The 14,835-nt window shown below is 32.8% G+C and carries 13 protein-coding genes; 4 read left to right on the top strand and 9 right to left on the bottom strand.

All coding sequences use genetic code 11. The features are described 5' to 3' along the window. Positions 1 to 16 precede the first annotated feature (16 nt). Together ABZP37_RS01955 and ABZP37_RS01950 are read left to right on the top strand one after the other, a co-directional pair. Entirely contained in the window at positions 17 to 1,561 is a 1,545-nt protein-coding gene (locus tag ABZP37_RS01955; protein WP_366185167.1) for a peptide MFS transporter, read from the top strand. Between the two features lie 48 nt (positions 1,562 to 1,609). Beyond that, on the top strand, positions 1,610 to 2,071 hold the full coding sequence (locus tag ABZP37_RS01950; protein WP_366185166.1) for a thioredoxin family protein: 462 nt from the start codon (positions 1,610 to 1,612) through the stop codon (positions 2,069 to 2,071). Positions 2,072 to 2,078: 7 nt separating this feature from the next. Here ABZP37_RS01950 and ABZP37_RS01945 read toward each other — a convergent pair whose 3' ends face one another. The 5 genes from ABZP37_RS01945 to surE all read right to left on the bottom strand — a co-directional run bounded on the left by ABZP37_RS01945 (position 2,079) and on the right by surE (position 6,876). Beyond that, positions 2,079 to 4,100: a ComEC/Rec2 family competence protein gene (locus ABZP37_RS01945; protein ID WP_366185165.1), complete on the bottom strand. Its 2,022-nt coding sequence runs from the start codon at positions 4,098 to 4,100 to the stop codon at positions 2,079 to 2,081. Between the two features lie 39 nt (positions 4,101 to 4,139). Next, entirely contained in the window at positions 4,140 to 4,619 is a 480-nt protein-coding gene (locus ABZP37_RS01940; protein WP_366185164.1) for a C40 family peptidase, read from the bottom strand. A 9-nt stretch (positions 4,620 to 4,628) separates the two neighbouring features. After that, positions 4,629 to 5,747 (bottom strand): lipid-A-disaccharide synthase, encoded by a 1,119-nt coding sequence (gene lpxB, locus ABZP37_RS01935; protein WP_366185163.1) that lies wholly within the window; start codon positions 5,745 to 5,747, stop codon positions 4,629 to 4,631. A gap of 84 nt (positions 5,748 to 5,831) precedes the next feature. Further along, positions 5,832 to 6,104: a hypothetical protein gene (locus tag ABZP37_RS01930; protein WP_366185162.1), complete on the bottom strand. Its 273-nt coding sequence runs from the start codon at positions 6,102 to 6,104 to the stop codon at positions 5,832 to 5,834. Continuing rightward, positions 6,097 to 6,876 carry a 5'/3'-nucleotidase SurE gene (surE, locus tag ABZP37_RS01925; protein ID WP_366185161.1) on the bottom strand — a complete coding sequence of 260 codons (780 nt, stop codon included), beginning with the start codon at positions 6,874 to 6,876 and terminating at the stop codon, positions 6,097 to 6,099. The genes ABZP37_RS01930 and surE overlap by 8 nt, the downstream gene beginning before the upstream one ends. Before the next feature lie 204 nt (positions 6,877 to 7,080). Between surE and ABZP37_RS01920 the strand changes: the two genes are divergently transcribed. After that, positions 7,081 to 9,342 carry a carboxy terminal-processing peptidase gene (locus tag ABZP37_RS01920; RefSeq protein ID WP_366185160.1) on the top strand — a complete coding sequence of 754 codons (2,262 nt, stop codon included), beginning with the start codon at positions 7,081 to 7,083 and terminating at the stop codon, positions 9,340 to 9,342. A gap of 202 nt (positions 9,343 to 9,544) precedes the next feature. Next, positions 9,545 to 10,240: a DNA/RNA non-specific endonuclease gene (locus tag ABZP37_RS01915; protein ID WP_366187457.1), complete on the top strand. Its 696-nt coding sequence runs from the start codon at positions 9,545 to 9,547 to the stop codon at positions 10,238 to 10,240. Positions 10,241 to 10,244: 4 nt separating this feature from the next. On the opposite strand, the gene rodA is transcribed toward ABZP37_RS01915, so the two are convergent. Genes rodA through mreC form a run of 4 tightly spaced genes read right to left on the bottom strand, consistent with a single transcriptional unit; the run spans position 10,245 to position 14,744 of the window. Then, positions 10,245 to 11,480 (bottom strand): rod shape-determining protein RodA, encoded by a 1,236-nt coding sequence (gene rodA / locus ABZP37_RS01910; protein ID WP_366185158.1) that lies wholly within the window; start codon positions 11,478 to 11,480, stop codon positions 10,245 to 10,247. A gap of 15 nt (positions 11,481 to 11,495) precedes the next feature. Beyond that, positions 11,496 to 13,421 (bottom strand): penicillin-binding protein 2, encoded by a 1,926-nt coding sequence (gene mrdA / locus ABZP37_RS01905; protein ID WP_366185157.1) that lies wholly within the window; start codon positions 13,419 to 13,421, stop codon positions 11,496 to 11,498. Continuing rightward, positions 13,418 to 13,924, bottom strand: a complete 507-nt coding sequence (locus tag ABZP37_RS01900; RefSeq protein WP_366185156.1) for a rod shape-determining protein MreD — start codon at positions 13,922 to 13,924, stop codon at positions 13,418 to 13,420. Before ABZP37_RS01900 ends, mrdA begins: the two co-directional genes overlap by 4 nt. Next, complete coding sequence (mreC, locus tag ABZP37_RS01895) at positions 13,917 to 14,744, bottom strand: rod shape-determining protein MreC (RefSeq protein ID WP_366185155.1); 828 nt, start codon at positions 14,742 to 14,744, stop codon at positions 13,917 to 13,919. Before mreC ends, ABZP37_RS01900 begins: the two co-directional genes overlap by 8 nt. Positions 14,745 to 14,835: the final 91 nt, after the last annotated feature.

Below are 14,835 nucleotides of genomic sequence, written 5' to 3'. Positions count from 1 at the left end.
CACATAAAATCTACCTATGAACCAAAATATATCAGACGACAATTTTTTTAAAAACCCTGTTTTAGGGCACCCAGCAGGATTATTCGTTTTGTTTTTTACTGAAATGTGGGAGCGTTTTTCATACTATGGGATGCGAGCTTTATTAGTTTTATTCTTGACCACCTCAATTGCAAAAGGAGGCTGGGAATGGAATATAGAAGATGCAATGGCATTATATGGAACGTATACAATGGTAGTTTATTTTACTCCTATTATAGGTGGTTTCTTAGCCGATAGGTATATAGGTTATCGCTGGGCCGTGGTTATTGGTGCCTTCATTATGACTTTAGGACACGCATCGATGGCAGTGGAAACCCCCTTGTTTTTGTATATAGGAATTGGTTGTTTGATGATAGGAAATGGTTTGTTTAAACCTAATATGACATCAATTATTTCAAATGCTTATGAAAAACATCCTGAAAAGAAAGACGGAGCTTATTCCTTATTTTATATGGGAGTGAATGCAGGTGCTTTTTTAGGGATTATGCTTTGTGGTTATATTGGAGAAAAAGTTTCATGGAGTTTAGGTTTTGGGTTGGCAGGTGTCTTTATGTTCTTTGGGATGTTACAATTTTATTTTACTCAAAATATTTTTGGGGACCTAGGATTACCCCCTACAGCTGCATCCAAATTAGCAATCAAAGAAAAAGAAGCAAAAGAAAATACAGCTCCACATATTATTCGTGACCGAATTATTGCAGTGGTGATTTTTTCTATTTTTTCTGTTTTCTTCTGGGCAGCTTTCGAGCAAGCAGGAGGTTCTATGACTATTTTTGCTGAAAAATTCACTCAAAGAGAGTTGTTTGGGAACACCGCTTGGATTTTTAAAATTACAGATGCTTTATTGACTATTATTCCTTTGATTGTAATTACCTATGTTTTGGTAAAATTATTTTCAAAAACGATAAAAGACTATGCATTAGGAAATAGTATATTGGCCCTTAGTTTTGTCATTATTTGGGGAATAGTAATTTGGAAAATTAATAGAGATTTCTCAACAACTGAAACGGAAGTTCCTGCATCTTGGTTTGGGATTTTAAATTCATTATTTATTATATGTTTTGCTCCGTTTTTCTCAAAGTGGTGGGAGAGCAGCTACAACATTTCAGGACCTATGAAATTTGGATTAGGACTAGCTTTATTAGGATTAGGTTTTGGTTTTTTAGCTTATGGGAGTATGGGAATCACGGCTAATTCAGTGGTACGTGTGAGTATGATTTGGCTTATTATGGCCTATTTATTTCATACGTTAGGGGAGTTGTGTATTTCTCCTGTAAGTTTGTCGTATATTAGTAAGTTGGTGCCAGCAAGTTATATTGGTATTATGTTTGGAGTCTTTTATCTATTCCTTGGAGCAGGAAATAAATTAGCAGGTTCTATGGGGGGATTGATAGAAACGATAAGCGAACAATATAGTTTATCCACTTTTTTCTTGATATTTACCATCATTCCAATAGGTTTGGGGCTGATAATGATTGTTTTGTCACCTCTTATGAAAAAGTTAATGCATGGTGTGAAATAAAATTAAGGCATTATATTTGTTAGACTATAAAAAAGAAAACCAAAGAAGATGAAGAAATTAATACTAGTATTACTGATCATTGTTTCAGTGAGTAGTCAGGCACAAGACTTGAAATGGCATACCAATATCAAAGAAGCTATTACTGTAAGTAGTAAAGAAAATAAACCTTTGATGTTGTTTTTTACGGGAAGTGATTGGTGTGGATGGTGTATTCGTTTGCAAAAAGAAGTATTACTAACTCCTGAATTTAAAAAATGGGCCAAAAGTAATGTGGTTTTAGTGGAATTAGATTATCCAAGAAGAACGGAACAGTTGCCAGAAATAAAACAACAAAACGCCGAATTGCAACAAGTTTTTGGAATTCAAGGATATCCAACAGTCTTTTTTACGAATGTAGTCAAAGAAAAAGACGGTAGATTAAATTTCAAAGCTTTAGGAAAAACAGGTTATGTTGCTGGAGGACCACAAGCTTGGTTAGCTGAAGCTAATGGTTTTTTGCAACAAAAATAAAATAATATTATAATTTATAGAATCCCTTTTCGGCAGTAGCGTGAAAAGGGATTTTTTGTTTTTCGCAACTTTCTTTCCAAGCTTTTTGCACGTTCTTGTAATTTGATCCATCGGCAATTATCATTTTAGGATGGATGGTTTTTAATATTCGGTCTAAATTTATGCGTGGGGATTGTGTTAGTAACAATATATCTGGCGAACTGTTTTTAGGATAAACTCCGGAGCTGTCTACAATCAGAATTTTTTGGTTGTTAAAAAAGTACAGGTTTTTAAGCTTGGAAGTGTTTTTTAAAGTACAGAAGTTCCCGGTGAGATAAGCATTTAGGTTGCTGTTTTTAACTGTTGGTTCATTGGTGTAAACTAAAACTGCTTCTCCTTTTCTTTCAGTGATTAGACTGTTATTTTTTTGATGAAAAATAATCCATTCGTTTCCATTAGTACTTTCATATTGCGTTTTTATATAGGATAGTTGCAAGCAAATCAGGGCAATTAATACACCAAGTAATTTGTAGAATTTTGGTTTTTGAAACCAAATAATTAGGGTAATAATGCATAAATAGGAACTGATTAATAAATAGCTATTGAAAGGGATATCTTGAATGATAAAGGAACGAAAGGAGGCAATCCAACTAATAATTTGGTTCATCCCATAAATACTCCATTCAAAAGGTTTGATTAAAAATAGTGGCGTACAATTTATTGAAGCCAGGAGCATCACTACAATCCCTAAAATCATGATAAAGCTCAAACAAGGAATGATAATTAGATTCGTCAGGAAAAATAAACCAGGAAATTGATGAAAGTAAAATAAGCTTATGGGTAAAGTTCCTATTTGAGCAGCAATAGAAACTGAGAGAATTTTCCAAATCGATTTCAGTATTTTATTCTTTGGATTCCAAACACTCGAAATTAAAGGTTGAGCCCAGATAATAAAAAATAAAGCGATATAACTTAATTGGAATCCAACATCAAATAGAAAATAAGGTTGAACAAGTAATATCAATAAGATGGACACAATAATAGTGTGGTAAATATTGGTGCTTCTTCTGAGATAATATCCAATTGCGACAAATGAAAACATAGTTACGGACCGAACTACGGACGGAGCTAAACCAGCAATTATTGCGAACGAAGAAAGTAATCCAAGGCTGATTACTAATTTAATAAACGAGCCTTTTGGAGTATTGGGAATAGGTTTTAAAATGAAATTCAAGAATATCAAGATAAAACCAATATGAAGTCCAGAAACTGATAAAATATGTATTGCTCCCGCAAATTGATAGTCTTGCATAACTTCAGGAGAAACATCTTGTTTTTGACCTAGTATTAAGGCTACAGCAACATGTAGTGCTTTGGGCTTAAAATGTGCTTTTTCTAAATTAGATATTATAGTAGTTCTTAGTCTTGAAGCATAATAAAAGATTTCTTTTTTTATTTCAGGACTTATAAGATATCCTTCATGGGTGGTATAGAGTTGGCTGTAGATTTGTTTGTTTTCCAGATACTTGCCGTAATCAAATGCATTTGGGTTGTATGCTGCTTTGTTTTTATAAAGTTGTCCCTTGATGATTAATTGGTTTCCACTGGTTATTTTAGATTTTAAAGAATCTTTTTTAATATTCAAAAGTGTTTTTCCTGTTGTTTTTTTTCCGTTAATTTCGGTAATATTTGCAATATAACGTTCATTGGTGAGGGTGCTTTTTATTTTTTCTTGGATGTGGACAACAATGAGGTTGTCGCTTTCAAAAAAAGATTCTTGGTGTGTGTAATGTTGTGTCTGACTGGAGTCAGTGTTCAAAATTAAAGTAGTAGCACCTATTGAAAAGCTGATTAAAAGAGTTGATATTCCAAAATAAAAGATGGATTGGGTATCTTTTTTTTGATAAAAATAACTAATGATAAATAGGATCAAACTGATACACAAGGTTAGAATGCTTTCCGTGAGAGAAAATTTTGCGTAATAGGAAAATAGGATACCTATTAGGAATCCAATCGTAATTCTGGAAAGAGGGAAATAAAGTACTTTCATGACTCTAAAGTACTAATTTTCTTAAAACAAGAATTGTATTTATTCTAAAATTCTATTGAGTTGTGAAAAACTTTTTTCGTAGTAAGATTCTTTGGTAGAAGAAATGATAACGCCTCTAGAAGTTGAAGAATGGATGAATTTTACTTCTTCTTCACTTACTTCAGTAACGATACCTACATGATTGATACGGGAACTGTTATTGGTTTTAAAGAAAATAAGATCACCTTTCTCTGCTTTCTTGGTGTTTTGACCTAGTGATTTACCTGCGGTAGCTTGGTCGTAAGAAGTTCTAGGGAGTTTAATTTCAAATTCACCAAAAGTGCTGTAAACTAATCCTGAACAATCATAGCCAGAAGGCGTTTTACCAGCCATTTTATAGGGTGTGCCAATATGTTGCACAGCACTATTTACAATTTTATCGGCTATTGTATTGGTACTAGTTTTATTAGAAATAGTTGAAGTTGATTTACAAGATGTAAATAATACAATGAAGGCTAAAAGGGGTAAAAAATATTTCAAAGTAAAAAATTAAGAATGTTTTAAATCAGATACAATTAAACGTGCCGTTTTTTCACTAGCTCCTATTCCGCCTAGTTTTTGCTCTAATTCCTCATATTTTTCAAGTACTATCTTGCGGTGATTTGGTTCCAGAATTTTAGTTAATTCTCGTTTAATATTTTTTGTATTAAAATCATCTTGAATCAATTCGGTAACGACTTCTTCATCCATTATCAAATTGACAAGTGAGATATATTTTAGAGTAATGATTCGTTTAGCAATTTGGTACGAAGCCCAATTTCCTTTGTAGCAAACTACTTCTGGAACTTTAAAAAGTGCAGTTTCTAAAGTGGCTGTTCCCGAAGTTACCAATGCGGCTGTGGCATTTTGCAACAAAACATAGGTTTTATTGGAGACAAATTGAATGTTTTTCTTGGTAATAAAAGGTTCATAAAAAGAGAAATCTTGGCTTGGAGCTCCAGCAATTACAAATTGATAGTCTGGAAAATCATCAACAATACTCAACATGCCCGAAAGCATTTTGGTGATTTCTTGTTTTCTACTTCCTGGTAATAAGGCAATAATCGGTTTGTCTGATAATTGATTTTCAGTTCTGAAATTTGTTGCAGAATTATCTTTTTGGCTATGAATAGCATCAATCAAAGGATGTCCCACAAATTTAACTGGAAATTGATGTTTGTCTTCGTAAAATGTTTTTTCGAAAGGTAAAATCACATACATCTTATCTACATCGCGCTTGATGGCTTTGATGCGGCTTTCTTTCCAAGCCCAAATTTGAGGCGAAATATAATAGTGAGTTTTGATTCCTAATTCCTTTGCCCATTGAGCGATTCTCATATTGAATCCGGGATAGTCAATAAAAATAATAACATCAGGTTTGAATTCTAAAATATCTTTTTTGCATATTTTGATATTGCCTAAAATTGTTTTTAGGTTAAAGATAACTTCTGCAAATCCCATGAAAGCCAATTCACGGTAATGTTTGACCAGTGTCCCACCTACTTGCTCCATCAAATCTCCTCCCCAAAAACGAATGTCAGCATGGACATCTTCTTGGTACAAAGCTTTCATTAAGTTAGAACCGTGCAAGTCCCCAGAAGCTTCTCCTGCTATAATATAATATTTCATCGGTAGAGTATGAAAAGTTTAGAAATTTCAATAATCAAAATTAGTCATTGCTGAATTGGCAATCAAACAATAAGATTGTTTTTTTTACAGGAATAAAGTCAAAATTGTCATTAGGATTACAGCTAAAATAACTCCTTTTGCTATTAAATCTCTGTTGAATTTCAATAAAATAGTGAATGCAATTAGATTTAGTATGGAGCCCAAGGTGATTATTTTTCCAAGATAACCTTGTGAACGCATGATTTGTATCCCAACTGCAAAATTCCATTCTGTAAAAAGTTGAATAAAAACAAAGCAACCAATCGCGGTAGTGATAAAGCCAATTAAAAAACCGTAGAGTAAATCTATTTTATTCATTCCAATTCCAAGTATTGAGTTGTTGTGTAGCGTGATGTGCCGTTAAATCAAATTGAACAGGCACGATAGAAATGTAACCATTGGCTAAAGCCCATTCATCAGTGTCTTCGCCTTTGTCTTGATTTACAAAATCGCCCGTAAGCCAATAATATTCTTTACCAAAAGGAGAAGTTCTTTTGTCGAATTTCTCTACCCAAAGCGCTTTAGCTTGACGACAAATTTTAATTCCTTTGATTTCTTCTTTTTTCAATTTTGGTAAATTGACATTTAATACCACATCTTTAGGTAGTTTTTTTTCTAAAACTTCCAAAGTTATTTTTTTGATATAAGGTTTGATTTCTTCAAAATTAGCATCCCAATTGTAATCCAATAATGAAAAACCAATAGCTGGAATGCCTTCGATTCCTGCTTCAACAGCGGCACTCATTGTTCCAGAATAAATGACATTTATGGAAGAATTAGAGCCATGATTAATTCCAGAAACGCATAAGTCTGGTTTTCTTTTCAAAATTTCATTTACCCCTAGTTTAACGCAGTCAACAGGTGTCCCTGAACAGCTGTATTCCAAAATGGCTGCATTTTCTTTTGATATTTTATCTATAAATAAAGTGTTATTAATGGTTATAGCGTGCCCCATTGCACTCTGTGGTTTGTCTGGAGCTACTACAACTACTTCGCCTATTTCTGCCATTACAGCAATTAAAGCGCGAATCCCTGGTGCAGATACACCGTCATCATTAGTAATTAAGATTAGAGGTCTTGGGGTATCCATGATTGTTTTTTTTTTAATAATTATTTTTGTCTAAAAATAGATTTTAAGACGTTGAAATTTAATAGAGAACAAAGGAAACAAAAAATATTAACTTCAAGGATTAAGGGAGAAATAAAAAAAATATTTTTATATCTTTAACAAAAAATTATGCAAGCTTTACAGGTGATGGCATGGTTTTTAATTTAACTTAGTTTAAAAATTTGAATGAATGCTATAATTAACTTTATGAAAAGACATTATAAAATACTTCTTACAATTGTTGTTCTTTCAATAACATTGTTTGCCTTTAATAGCAACTATAAAAACGAATCAGACCCTGATAAGGACAAGCTTCTTTTGGAATTATTAACATTTGTAATAGAAAAAGGACATTATAGTCCAGCCGCTATTGATGATACTTTTTCAAAAGGTGTTTATAAGGATTATGTTCAGGCGCTAGACCCTTCTAAGCGTTTTTTCTTGCAATCTGATATTGATGAATTTTCAAAATATGAGACTGAAATTGACAATCAAATTTTAAACAAAGATTTGACGTTTTTTACATTGACCTATGAAAGATTGATGAAAAGAATGGGTGAAAGTAAAGATATCTACAAATCGATTTTAGCAAAACCATTCGATTTTACTATTGACGAAAGCTTTAATACAGATTATGAAAAAGCTCCATACGCAAAAAATAGTGCAGAATTAAATGAAAAATGGCGCAAACAAATTAAGTTGTCAGCGCTTTCTTCATTGACAGATCGACTGAAGGTACAAGAAAACAAAGCCAAAGGAATTGTAGAAGATGTTTCTTCTACTGATGATATTGAAGAAGGGAATCCTGTTACTATTGAAGTAACTCCAAAAATCAAAAAAACAGAAGTTAAAGACAATGATGAACCTAAATCAGTTCAAGAACTAGAAAAAGAAACAAGAGAAAGTTCTAAAAAATCACTAGATGAGTACTTTAGTTTTATGGGAGATTTGAATAGAAATGACTGGTTTTCAGTTTATATTAATTCGATTACTGCTCGTTTTGATCCCCATACTAATTATTTTGCTCCTGATGAAAAAGAACGTTTTGACGTTAGTATGAGTGGAAAGTTAGAAGGGATAGGTGCTCGTCTTCAAAAGAAAAATGATTTCACTGAAATTTCTGAATTGATATCAGGTGGGCCAGCATGGAGAGGTAAACAGTTAGAAGCCGGTGATGTAGTGATGAAAGTGGCACAAGGAACTGCTGATCCTGTAGATGTGGTAGGGATGCGTCTAGATGATGTGGTGAAGAAAATTAAAGGTCCTAAAGGCACTGAGGTACGTTTAACGGTAAAAAAAGTTGACGGAACAATTACTGTAATTTCAATTATTAGAGATATTGTTGAAATTGAAGAGACCTATGTGAAATCAAGCATTGTAAATAAAAATGGTCTGAATTACGGAGTTATTTATTTACCTAAATTCTATATTGACTTTGAAGATAAAAACGGAAGAGACGCTGGAAAAGATATTGCACTAGAGGTTGAACGTTTAAAGAAAGTTGGAGTCGATGGAATTGTTCTTGATGTTCGTGATGATGGTGGTGGGTCATTGTCAACGGTAGTGGATATTGCGGGTTTATTTATTAATGAAGGCCCAATTGTCCAAATTAAATCTGCTGGTAGGAAAAAAGAAGTGCTGTTTGATCGTGATAAAAAAATAGAATGGGATGGACCATTAGTTATTATGGTTAATAGCTTTTCGGCTTCGGCATCTGAAATTTTGGCTGCAGCCATTCAAGACTATAAAAGAGGAGTTATCATTGGTAGTAAACAAACCTATGGTAAAGGAACTGTTCAAAATGTGATTGACTTAAACCAATTTGTACGCAATAGTGCTGTTGGGGATTTAGGAGCGCTTAAGACGACTACTCAAAAGTTTTATAGAATCAATGGAGGTTCTACACAATTGGAAGGAGTTAGTAGCGATGTTGTAATGCCAGATCGATATTCTTATTTGAAAATGGGGGAGCGTGATGTAGAAAATGCAATGCCATGGGATAAAATTGATGCTGCTGAATACACCGTTTGGAACAAAAACGAGAATTTCAATAAAGCAATCTTAAATAGTAAAAAACGTATTGATTCTAGTGAGCAATTTAAATTAATTGATGAAAATGCTAAATGGATAGATAGTAGAAGCGTAGAGAATACGTATAGTTTGAATCTAGATAAATTCAGACTAGCCCAGAAAGATATTGAGGAGAAGGCTAAAAAATACAAACCGATTTCTCAGTATAAAAATAATTTACAATTTACCTCTTTGCCTTATGAGTTGGATGAAACCAAGAAGGATAATATATTAAAAGAGAAAAGAGACAGATGGCATGAATCATTGTCTAAGGACATTTATGTGGAAGAAGCATTAAATGTGTTGGATGATTTACAAACAAAGCCTGTTTCAAAACAAAATACATCTCAAAAAAAAGATAAATTAGTAAAATCGTAATTCAATTTGAATGCAGAATACCAATAAGTCTATAATTTTTAAAACGCTCCAAAAACTCTTCTTGTTTTTTTGGAGCGTTTTTATTTGTTTAATAAGTTACTCTTGTAAAATTGATTCAAAATCGAACGGAAATACAGTTTTGAATATCGAGGAAACAACTTTGGATAATACGGGGTTAGAGCAGGATGTTTCAGCTAACTCCATCGATAAAGAAGGATGGAATTATTATCTTCCAAAACCTTCTAAAAACCAAATCGTTAAGCATGAGTATTATACATTGTCTTACGATGAAAAAGCAGAGCAAGCGGAATGGTTAGCTTATCAATTAAAGAAAGAATATTTAAAAAACAATGACTTTAAAAGACCTTATTTCATTGAAGATCCATTGGTTATAACTGGTTCTGCTAGTTGGAGGAATTATAAAAAATCGGGCTATGATAAAGGTCATTTGTGTCCTGCTGGTGATATGGATTTTAATCAAGATGCTTATAATGATACTTTTTATACCTCGAATATATCACCACAATTGCATGAGTTTAACGGAGGGATTTGGAATAGATTAGAACAAAAAGTACGCTATTGGGCTAGTAGATACAATAGGATTATCATAATTACTGGAGGAGTGTTGGATAATAGTAACCGAACAATTGGTAGTGAAAAGGTAGTCGTTCCTAATTATTTCTATAAAATCATCTTTAAAAGTGATAAAAATAGTCAACCTAAAATGATTGCTTTTCTATTACCTAATGAAAAAAGTAACAAAGCGCTGTACGAATACGTTGTTTCGGTTGATTCTATAGAAAAGATTACTGGAATTGACTTTTTCCCAAAACTTGAAGATAAACTCGAAAATACTTTAGAAAAAAATACAGATTATAAGTTTTGGATTTCTAATTAAAAGCCTACCATTCATTAACTTTATTGGCATCCATTTTTAAGAAAATAAAAAGTAAAATAGTGAATCCCCAAAGTCCAGAACCTCCATATGAAAAGAAGGGCAAAGGAACTCCGATGGTTGGGAATATACCAATGACCATCGCAAGATTCACAAAGAAGTGAATGAATAATATACCCGCAACACAATAGCCGTAAACCCTACTGAATTTAGTTTTTTGCCTTTCGGCCAAATAAATAACTCTAAGGAATAAGCCAACGAATAAAGCAATCACAGTAAGAGAGCCTAGAAACCCCCATTCCTCTCCAACAGTAGTGAAAATGTAATCAGTATGTTGTTCCGGTACAAATCCACCTTTAGTTTGCGTACCTTCCAAAAAACCTTTTCCAAACCATCCGCCAGAACCTATCGCAATTTCAGATTGATTGGTGTTATATCCGACGCCTTTTAAATCGACAGTTTTTCCTAATAAGATATTAAATCGATCGCGGTGATGCTGTTTGAAAACATTGTTAAAAACATAGTTAACCGATAGAACAAACCCAGACATGGCTACAAATAATAAGCTGCTTACGATAATGTTTCTGTCTCCTAGTCGCGATTTAAAATAGATTAAAATTAGAGTAGCTAATGCTCCTAAAATGACATATTGTGGTTCGATAACCAAAGTTAAAACGAATAATACAATTGTAATAAACCCTGTCCAAACATACCAAGCAGGCAATCCTTCTCTGTATAATACAATAAAGAAAATACTATAAATAAGTGCACTTCCTGGGTCAGGTTGTGGTAAGATAAGAAGTACGGGTAAGAAGACAATTGCCAATACTTGTATTTGTCTATTGATTTCTTTCAGGTTAATTTGTGAATCGCTCAAATATTTTGCGATGGCTAATGAGGTTGCTGCTTTGGCAAACTCTGAAGGTTGTAGTGTGAAACTTCCAATCGCATACCAGCAGCGCTGTCCTGCAATGGTTTTACCTGCGACAAATAATCCGGCAAGTGACAATAAGGAAATCATAAAGATAATACTCGCATATTTTTCATACATCTTTCCGTCTATGGCAAGTATGATGAAAATCAATGGAATAGTCAGTATGATGAATATCAATTGTTTTTGATAAGTGTTGTCGGGAGATGAAAGTGATGATGAATAGATATTTAGCCATCCTAGTATTACTAAAGCACCATAAATGATAACACAGCTCCAATCGAGATTTTTCTTTATACTTTGATTTTTCATTGTAATAATCTCTAGTTAATTTTCTTTAGTCGAATCGACTTTTACTTTTATTGTCTCTTTTTTGGCTATAGAATCACTTGGGGAAGATTCAATAGCCTCGGATTCCTTCATTCCGCCTAACTTGGCATATTGATCTTTTAAGCTAATTCCAAGAACTCTTTTCTCTAGATCGACCCTAGTAATTTTTTTTCTAAGGTATTTTTCAATCATTAAACTGGCAATTGGCCCTGCAATAGTTGATCCGAATCCACCATTTTCTACCAGAATAGCGATAGCAATTTTTGGATTGTCTTTTGGAGCAAACGCAACAAATATAGAGTGATCTTTTAACTGAACTCTTTTTCCGCCAATCTTAGCAAAGTTTTCCGCAGTTCCGGTTTTTCCACATATATCTATTCCTTCTACTCTTAAAGAGCTTGCAGTTCCAAAGTTGTAAACATCAAATAATCCTTGAATCATAGGCTTGAAGTATTTTTTATCAACTGTTGTAACATGCTTAGTAGTGAATTTTTTGTCAATTGACGATCCCTTTATTTTTTTTATAATATGAGGTGTGTAATAATAACCTTCATTAGCTACTGTTGCAATCATATTAGCTAACTGTATTGGAGTCATTAGAACTTCACCTTGTCCTATAGAGTTAGAAATAATAGTTTTTCCACTATAGTTCCAATCAGGGTAAATTTTCTTGTACGTTTTAGAGTCTGGGATTTTTCCTCTTTTACCAGTAGGTAAATCATAGCCCATAAATTGTCCAAGTCCAAAACTTTTAAGGTGATTACTCCAAGCATCTACAGCATAAGGTGTACTTTTGTATTTTCCGATTATGCGTAAATAAACATTCGCAAAATAAGTATTACATGAATTATATATCCCATTATTCAGTTGGTGTGGTCCTGATCCATGACATTTCATAAATCTTCCAGGGGCATAACTAAATCCATGGTGGCAAACAAATGTAGTTTGCTCGTCAATAACTTCTTCTTGCAGTGCAACTAGTCCTGTTAAAATTTTAAAAGGAGAGCCAGGAGGATATTCTGCTAGTAATCCTCTGTCGTATAGTGGTTTTGCTATCGAATCATGATACAGTAAAGTGTAGTTTTTAGAACGTTGTCTTCCTACTAGAATGGATGGGTCGTAGGATGGCGCGGTAACCAATGCCAAAATTTCACCCGTTTTAGGTTCTATAGCTACGATTCCCCCTCGTTTATTGGCCATTAATTGTTCGCCGTACCTTTGGATCTCGGCATCAATTGTTAGGTTAATATCTTCGCCTTGAACTGCAATAGTATCGTATTTGCCTTCTTTATATGATCCAATTTCTCGGTTGTATTTGTCTTTTTGAATGTATTTTATACCTTTAATTCCTCGTAAAATTTCTTCATAACTTTCTTCAACCCCTTGTCGACCTATTAAATCTCCACTGTTGTAATAAGGATTTTTTTCAATAAGTCTTTCGTTTACTTGTGTGATAAAGCCAAAAATGTTGGCTCCAAAATCGACTTCATAGTCGCGTAAAGATCGTTTTTGAAAATAGAAACCTTCAAATTTTCGTATTTTTTCCTGAAAGGCGGCAAATTCACTTTTGTTTAACTGTGGTAAAAAAACAGACGGAAGCCTTGGGCTATAGACTTTAGCTTTTTCAATTTTCTTTATATAATCTTCTTTTGTAATATTAAGAAGTTGACAGAATTCTAAGGTATCAATGTTTTTTAATTCTCTAGGAATTACCATGATATCATAAGAAGCTTGGTTCGCAACTAGTAATTTACCATTTCGATCAAAAATATATCCTCGTTCTGGGTAGTCGTATTTAATTTTTATTGCGTTATTGTCTGATTTTAATTTGAAAGTATCGTTGATGACTTGCAAATAAAATATTCGAATTAGTAGCAATGATGCTGCAATGATAATTAAAGTAGGCAGCAGGAGTTTTCTCATCTTTTGTTTGGCTTAATAAGATAGATTATAATAATACAACTGAGTACAGTGAATACAGAACTTAACAGTGTTCGAATCAAGATATCCCAGAAAAAATTTACCTGAAAAGCTTCTAGTATAAACATTGTTATATGATGTATTAATACAGCAAGCAATATAAATGAAAATCTTTCAGGCGTTAAGGAGTCATTTATTTTAATAGTTTGATATTCATAACTGATACCAAATGAGAATTTAAAAATTGATGGTCTAAAATTGGCTAAAACTAAACAAGCTGTAGCGTGTATTCCGCCAGAGTTTGAGAAAAAATCCATGGTTAATCCTAATAGGAAACTAGAAATTAATAGACCTGATTTATTTCCATTTACTGGATATAGTAATATAAACAATATATATGGAAGTGGCAAAATGAACCCCAAAAAAGTCATATTATTGAAAATGACTATTTGAACGGTTAATAATAGTATAAACCGAAAAACATTGACTAACAAAGTGCTATTCATCTTTTTTATTTTGTTTTTCTAGATTATTCAATTCGTCTCTATACTTGCTTTTTATAATATATACATGACCTAAATTAGTCATATCATTAAAAAGTTTGATATTCAAAGTGTAATAATTGGTTTTATTGTCAATGTAGATTTTGTCAATAGTACCAATATTAATGTTTTCTGGAAAGATTACAGATTGTCCACCTGTTACGATAGTGTCTCCTTTTCTAACTGATGCCAATCTAGGTACGTCAATAAGTTGAACGAATCCAGTGCTTTTCCCATTCCAAACTAGTGAGCCAAAATGGTTAGACTTCTTAATCTTAGCATTAATTTGAGATTTGATATTTAAAAGACTAACAACAGTTGCGTAGTTAGGTGAAGTTTTGTCAACGATTCCAATAATTCCTAAATTGTTGATTACTCCCATATCAGATTCAATTCCTTCTAGGGAGCCTGAATTTAAAGTGATGAAGTTTTCATGAGCGTTGTACGAGTTGTGAATCACTTTTGAAACAAGAATGTCATCAGGAGCAACCCCTTTAAGACTTTCTATCTTTCTAATTTCAGAAGTGTCTTTGGTTTTAAATAAAATGCTTTTCAGTCGAGCATTTTCAAGTGCCAAAGCTTCATTTTGAGTTTTTAAATTCAAATATTCACTTATATTATTTATTTTTTCATACACACCACCACTTACGTAATTAGCGGAGCTAATGATTCTGCTCTTGTGGAATGAATGCGATTGTATTGTAAGCAATAACGAAATGCATAATAACAGCAAAAACAGTAGTCGATTACTGTTTTTGAATATAAAATTAAATATTTGCTGCATTCTCTTATTTGATTATGTGTTTCAAAATTGGCGTAAGTATCTGAATTATTGATAGCTTAGATAAGTTAAATAAAAATTCAGATACATATAA

Source organism: Flavobacterium ovatum, from assembly GCF_040703125.1.
In the GTDB taxonomy this organism is placed as follows: Bacteria; Bacteroidota; Bacteroidia; order Flavobacteriales; family Flavobacteriaceae; genus Flavobacterium; species Flavobacterium ovatum.
The sequence above is the reverse complement of the archived record's forward strand: the minus strand, read 5'-3'. Positions and strand labels throughout refer to the sequence as shown.

Bases quoted from the DNA above. Each gene is read 5' to 3' on its own strand.
- ABZP37_RS01955 (WP_366185167.1), top strand. From the start codon at position 17: ATGAACCAAAATATATCAGACGACAATTTTTTTAAAAACCCTGTTTTA.
- ABZP37_RS01950 (WP_366185166.1), top strand. From the start codon at position 1,610: ATGAAGAAATTAATACTAGTATTACTGATCATTGTTTCAGTGAGTAGT.
- ABZP37_RS01945 (WP_366185165.1), bottom strand. From the start codon at position 4,100: ATGAAAGTACTTTATTTCCCTCTTTCCAGAATTACGATTGGATTCCTA.
- lpxB (WP_366185163.1), bottom strand. From the start codon at position 5,747: ATGAAATATTATATTATAGCAGGAGAAGCTTCTGGGGACTTGCACGGT.
- ABZP37_RS01930 (WP_366185162.1), bottom strand. From the start codon at position 6,104: ATGAATAAAATAGATTTACTCTACGGTTTTTTAATTGGCTTTATCACT.
- surE (WP_366185161.1), bottom strand. From the start codon at position 6,876: ATGGATACCCCAAGACCTCTAATCTTAATTACTAATGATGACGGTGTA.
- ABZP37_RS01920 (WP_366185160.1), top strand. From the start codon at position 7,081: ATGAATGCTATAATTAACTTTATGAAAAGACATTATAAAATACTTCTT.
- rodA (WP_366185158.1), bottom strand. From the start codon at position 11,480: ATGAAAAATCAAAGTATAAAGAAAAATCTCGATTGGAGCTGTGTTATC.
- mrdA (WP_366185157.1), bottom strand. From the start codon at position 13,421: ATGAGAAAACTCCTGCTGCCTACTTTAATTATCATTGCAGCATCATTG.
- ABZP37_RS01900 (WP_366185156.1), bottom strand. From the start codon at position 13,924: ATGAATAGCACTTTGTTAGTCAATGTTTTTCGGTTTATACTATTATTA.
- mreC (WP_366185155.1), bottom strand. From the start codon at position 14,744: ATGCAGCAAATATTTAATTTTATATTCAAAAACAGTAATCGACTACTG.